Below are 5,056 nucleotides of genomic sequence, written 5' to 3'. Positions count from 1 at the left end.
AAGACACTGTTTGTAGGCGTTTTTTCAGTTCCTCTTCGCTCTCGGCGATCGCAATTTTAAATGGGCGGCTCATGGTTCTGTTAACTTACCTAGTTTGCTTCTCCCCATTATATGCAGATTCATTTTTAATTGGTATTAGAGTAGAGGTATTTTTACCAAACAACTGCGAATGAAAACTTATAATATCGCTAAACAACTATTTTGGATATCATAAAAAATCTAACGAAAGTTAGAAGGTTTCTGGAATATTATTGCTCAAAATAATAATAAAGAAAGAGCAAATAATATTTTTAAATTCACTACTTATATATAAGAGTATGGCTCCTACGGTATTGATTACAGGTGCTTCTGAAGGTATTGGTAAAGCAACAGCTCTTTTATTTTCTCGGCAAGGATATGACCTTGTAATTGCAGCTCGTTCTGCTGACCATTTGGAAGCTGTAGCGCAGGAGTTACAAAGCCTTGGTCGTGCAGCACCATTGACTGTTACTTGTGATGTCACTGACGCATCTCAAGTACACACCTTGGTACAAAAGGCATTGGAGCATTATGGTTATATCGATGTGTTGATAAACAATGCAGGCATCTTCGCATCAGGACCAGTAGAGCAGTTTTCTCTTAGTGATTGGCATCAAATTATAGACACTAATTTATGGGGATATATTCACACAATTAATGCCCTTCTACCTCATTTCCTCCAGCGGGGTAGTGGAACTATAGTTAATTTAAGTTCCATTGGCGGTAAGGTACCAACTGCTTACTTAGTGCCCTACTGCGCTAGCAAGTTTGGGGTGACAGGGTTGACGGAAGCGTTACAAGCAGAACTACAGCCAAAGGGTATTCATGTTTGTGGGATTTATCCGAATTTAATTAAGAGTACTTTAATGGAACGGGCAGTTTTTCGGGGTAAGGATAAGCAAGATGCTCAAACTCGTCGTGGACAGCTTGAGGTTGTGCTGAAAAATCCGGTAGTGGAGAAGCCTGAAGATGTGGCAAATGCTATCTGGGATGCAGTCAAGAATAAGAAATCGGAAGTGATGGTTGGTTCGGCGAATTTCTCGCAAGCTTTGTATCGCTTGTTTCCTGGTTTGATAAAGTGGGTTTCGCGGCAAGGGTTGAAAAATCAGGATAATTAATTTTTGCTGCCAGCACATTCTGCTATTGTTACTCACATTCTCGTTTCGTTACATAGTGGCGATAGCGAAACATAGCTTCTAGTTGCACTTGCACTAACCAACCACTGACAAATTCAACTGTTCCTCCACCAGGCATAGAAAAAGAAATAGCATCAGTCAGCCTAGTTTTACCATTTTCCAGTTCAAATTCATGTCGATGTATCCAAGATTCAAAGGGGCCAGATATCTGTTCGTCGGTAAACAGGCGATATTTTTCACATTCAGTATGACGCGCTAACCAAGTTAAGGGTAATGGGCCGAGAAACAAGCGAAATTCAGTGATAGCGCCCACGTTCAGCCCTCCTTCACGACGAACCACTTGAACCGGCTGCCAAGGTGGATTCAAGAGTTGCAAAATATCTGGCCTTTCGTGAAATTTCCAAACTACTTCTGGTGAGGCATTAATGATTGAAGAATGTTTAAAGTGCAGCATGGAAAGAAAAACCTAAAATTCAGCTTTCAGATTCAGTATCTATCTCGATATCTAGGGTATCTTCATCAACCCGCACATACAAAATATTTGGGTTACAGCAAACTTGACAATCTTCTACATAAGATTGCTGTCCTCCAGCACTCAAATCAATAAAAGTTAAGTTCGGTTCGCCGCAATAGGCGCAGTAATACTCAGCTGTGTTTTGCATCAAGTTTTCAGCTATGAATTCAATGGTATTGGGCATGGGGCATGGGGGATTGGGCATTGGTTATTCCCCGTGTTCCCAGTCCCCAGTCCCTAGTTCCTAGTTCCCAGTACTGGCTGTAGTTCTTTAAGGGATGGATTGATATAACTTTGAGCATCAGCCAAATGCTTTAGTAGTGTAGACTGTGGCAAAGGCCCTTGCAAGTGGCTCCAAGGTAATACTTGTTTTGTTGACCATTCGGCGTGGACGTAGAAATCTAAATCGGGGATTTGTCCTTTGAGTTGCTTGAAAGCACGTTTGTAGCTACCCAAGGAATCACCAAAGTCACGAGTAAGTTCAAGAAGTTGGGAGAGTCTACGATCGCCTCTCGATAATAAAGCCTGTATAATCGACCAATTATAGCTTTCTGGGCGAAATTCTATCCCCTGTGGTTTTAGCTGTTTTTGCAAAAACTGCAACCGCTTTTCGGCTTGGCGATTCACCCCAAACCATTGAAACGGTGTGTGTGCTTTGGGTACAAAGGTGCTACATCCGTATGTTAAGCGCAATCCCGGCGCAGCTTTTTTGATATTACGCATCATTGCCACGGTTTGCTCTAAATCTTCTGCTTCTTCACCAGGAATTCCTGCCATTCCGTAGAGTTTCAAGCTTTTTAAGCCGCCAGCTTTGGCATTTATCGCTGCTTGGATAATTTCGTCGTTATGCAGCTTTTTGTTGACGATTTGGCGGATTTTCTCAGAACCACTTTCTACTGCAATGGTAAGCGATCGCGTGTCTCGTTTCGTCAAAGTTTCTGCTAACTGGACTGTTACAGTATTAGTTCTCACTGAAGCAATACTGAGACGGACATCATCATACTTTGGCTGACTAATATAATCTAGCAAAGCCTCAAATTCTGGATGTTGAGTTACTGAAGCCCCTAATAATCCTAGCCGATTTGTGACTTCTAAACCTTTTGCGATCGCTGGAATTAATGAATCTTCCAGACTGGCTGTTCTAAAAGGCAGGGTGAGATAACTCGCCAAACAAAAGCGGCACATTTCTGGACAACTTCTCACCACTTCCACCATGTAGATATTTTCCCATGCCGCTTTTTCGGTGACTACAGTAGAGGCCGATAGGGTATTTCCTCTGTAAGTTTGTTTTTGCACTACTGCGGGAATTTCGGGAGAAATTGGTTTAATTGACTTTACTTCACCATCTCTTGTGTGATACTCCACCTCATACAAACTGGGTACATAAATTCCTGGTATTTGTGCAAGTCTTTTTAGTTGAGTTTGTCTTGAGGCATTTCTTACTTCTTTGTAAGCCTCAATAAAATTCCCTAACAGGGTTTCGCCATCTCCCAGTAAAACGACATCAAAAAAATCTGCAAAAGGTTCGGGGTTAGCAGTGAGAACGGGGCCACCACCAAAAATTATCGGATGAGAATCATCACGAGAGGTTGCCCGAATAGGAATTTCTAAAGATTCCAGCAAATTTAGAATATTCACATAATCCAGTTCCCACGAAATAGAAAATCCCACAATTTCCGGCGTTCTGGGGAGTTGTTCGTGAGTATCTGTAAACAGGCGACTCACCTGCACATCATCACGCATTGCCAAGGTTGCCCACACCACCTGATAGCCAAGGCTAGTGATACCTACGCTGTACTCGTTGGGAAAGGCGAAGATTATGGGGATAGCGTTGGTGTCTGGGGTGGTAGGTGTAAAGAGAAGGCGTTCAGAGTCAAATACAGATGATGTCACAGGTGTTTGTTAGAGGCAAGTTTATCTATATTTAATTTTAAGCCATAGAATAATTAAGTTAAAAATCAATGTTATGGCGTTAGCAAGAATAATTGGCAAGGATTGTAAATAAATTCCATAGATTAACCACAAAAAAACACCACTTATGAATGTAATCAGCGTAACCAAAGAAACATCTTTGGCTGATTTTGTTTGCCATGTTTTAAACATCTGCGGCAAAAAAGAGATTGTGGTTATTGTGGCGGCAGCTAATCCTAAAATTGTTATAAAATCCATGTTTAATTATTTATATTAAGTTGCAATACCATAATATATAGCAATTCTCTCTGATTTTTGAAAATTACTATTTAAATGAACGAATCACCCAAATGTCAAGATCATCAAATCTCCCAGATAAACAATATTTAATTCGGGTGAATAGTGCCTCGTAGAAACTTTAATTCCCTAGTAATTAAAAATATTAATTTCCTTTCTACTTTATAAAGTTGTTTAACCTAGTTAAAATAATCACATACTACTAATATACGTAATATAATATTAATTATCCATTTGCTTAAGGTTTATGAAACATAAACGAGAAATTATAGAAGCATTGTTGTCTGGTTTATCTAGCATGGAAGAGTTTTATGACTCTCCAGATGTTATTTGTCGGCACTTTTCAAACTGGATAGATAGTGTTAAGCAAATACTTGCTAGTGCTGACATGAATGATGAATTAAATAGTTGGAACAAAGCACTAAACGGTACAATTTATTCAGATGATGGCTCTTTATGGGTAGCCATGTCAATCGCAAAAGCTACGCTGATAGGAATTCTCAATAAACTAGAAACTACTGAAATTTTTAATACACCCTATCTTAATCATGAGGATGTATTCAGTGCCGATAGAATGTCTAGTTTATATGTAATTCTCCACTGTTACGAAAATTCGGTTCGTTGCTTTATTGAAAAAATATTCTTAAAGGAACTTGGAGATAATTGGTGGGAACAAGTTGCAAACTCACAAATGTTAGAGAAAGTAGAAAGAGTTAAAAATAAAGAAATAAAAAACAAATGGGTTTCCCCAAGAGGAGGTAGTTCACCTCTTTATTGCATTGATTGGGGTGATTTGGCGAGATTAATTAAAAATAATAAAGAATTCTTCCTACCTTACATTGGAGACATTAATTTTATTGAGAATAGATTTACACAACTAGAAGATTTGCGAAATATTGTTGCTCATCATGGGATTTTACCATCTGAAGATGATTTCCAAAGAGTGTTTATTTCTTTTAGAGATTGGTGTCGTCAAATAGGACAGCATAAAAATTTGTAAGAGGATGCCTGAAAAATCAAATTTTCCAATGTATTTTAAGCTAATACCAATTAAAAATGAATCTGCATATAATGGGGAGAAGCAAACTAGGTAAGTTAACAGAACCATGAGCCGCCCATTTAAAATTGCGATCGCCGAGAGCGAAGAGGAACTGAAAAAACGCCTACAAACAGTGTCTTC

Annotated in this window: 6 protein-coding genes; 2 read left to right on the top strand and 4 right to left on the bottom strand. The window is 39.2% G+C overall.

What is annotated here, in order from left to right; translation table 11 throughout:
* Positions 1-317 precede the first annotated feature (317 nt).
* Positions 318-1,136 (top strand): SDR family oxidoreductase, encoded by an 819-nt coding sequence (locus tag RMY32_RS21515; protein ID WP_322713327.1) that lies wholly within the window; start codon positions 318-320, stop codon positions 1,134-1,136.
* Between the two features lie 28 nt (positions 1,137-1,164).
* Here RMY32_RS21515 and RMY32_RS21510 read toward each other — a convergent pair whose 3' ends face one another.
* The 4 genes from RMY32_RS21510 to RMY32_RS21495 form a co-directional block, all read right to left on the bottom strand.
* Positions 1,165-1,608, bottom strand: a complete 444-nt coding sequence (locus RMY32_RS21510) for an SRPBCC family protein (RefSeq protein WP_322690490.1) — start codon at positions 1,606-1,608, stop codon at positions 1,165-1,167.
* A 19-nt stretch (positions 1,609-1,627) separates the two neighbouring features.
* On the bottom strand, positions 1,628-1,816 hold the full coding sequence (locus RMY32_RS21505; RefSeq protein WP_012411100.1) for a CPXCG motif-containing cysteine-rich protein: 189 nt from the start codon (positions 1,814-1,816) through the stop codon (positions 1,628-1,630).
* A gap of 89 nt (positions 1,817-1,905) precedes the next feature.
* Positions 1,906-3,561 carry a radical SAM protein gene (locus tag RMY32_RS21500; protein WP_322713326.1) on the bottom strand — a complete coding sequence of 552 codons (1,656 nt, stop codon included), beginning with the start codon at positions 3,559-3,561 and terminating at the stop codon, positions 1,906-1,908.
* Positions 3,562-3,582: 21 nt separating this feature from the next.
* Entirely contained in the window at positions 3,583-3,837 is a 255-nt protein-coding gene (locus tag RMY32_RS21495) for a SemiSWEET transporter (protein WP_104905670.1), read from the bottom strand.
* Positions 3,838-4,123: 286 nt separating this feature from the next.
* On the opposite strand from RMY32_RS21495, the gene RMY32_RS21490 reads away from it, so the two are divergent.
* Positions 4,124-4,876 carry a Swt1 family HEPN domain-containing protein gene (locus RMY32_RS21490; RefSeq protein ID WP_322713325.1) on the top strand — a complete coding sequence of 251 codons (753 nt, stop codon included), beginning with the start codon at positions 4,124-4,126 and terminating at the stop codon, positions 4,874-4,876.
* The last annotated feature ends 180 nt before the right edge of the window (positions 4,877-5,056 follow it).

It is taken from the genome of Nostoc sp. ChiSLP03a (genome assembly GCF_034531215.2).
In the GTDB taxonomy this organism is placed as follows: domain Bacteria; phylum Cyanobacteriota; class Cyanobacteriia; order Cyanobacteriales; family Nostocaceae; genus Nostoc.
This window is presented reverse-complemented; position numbering and strand designations above follow the sequence as displayed.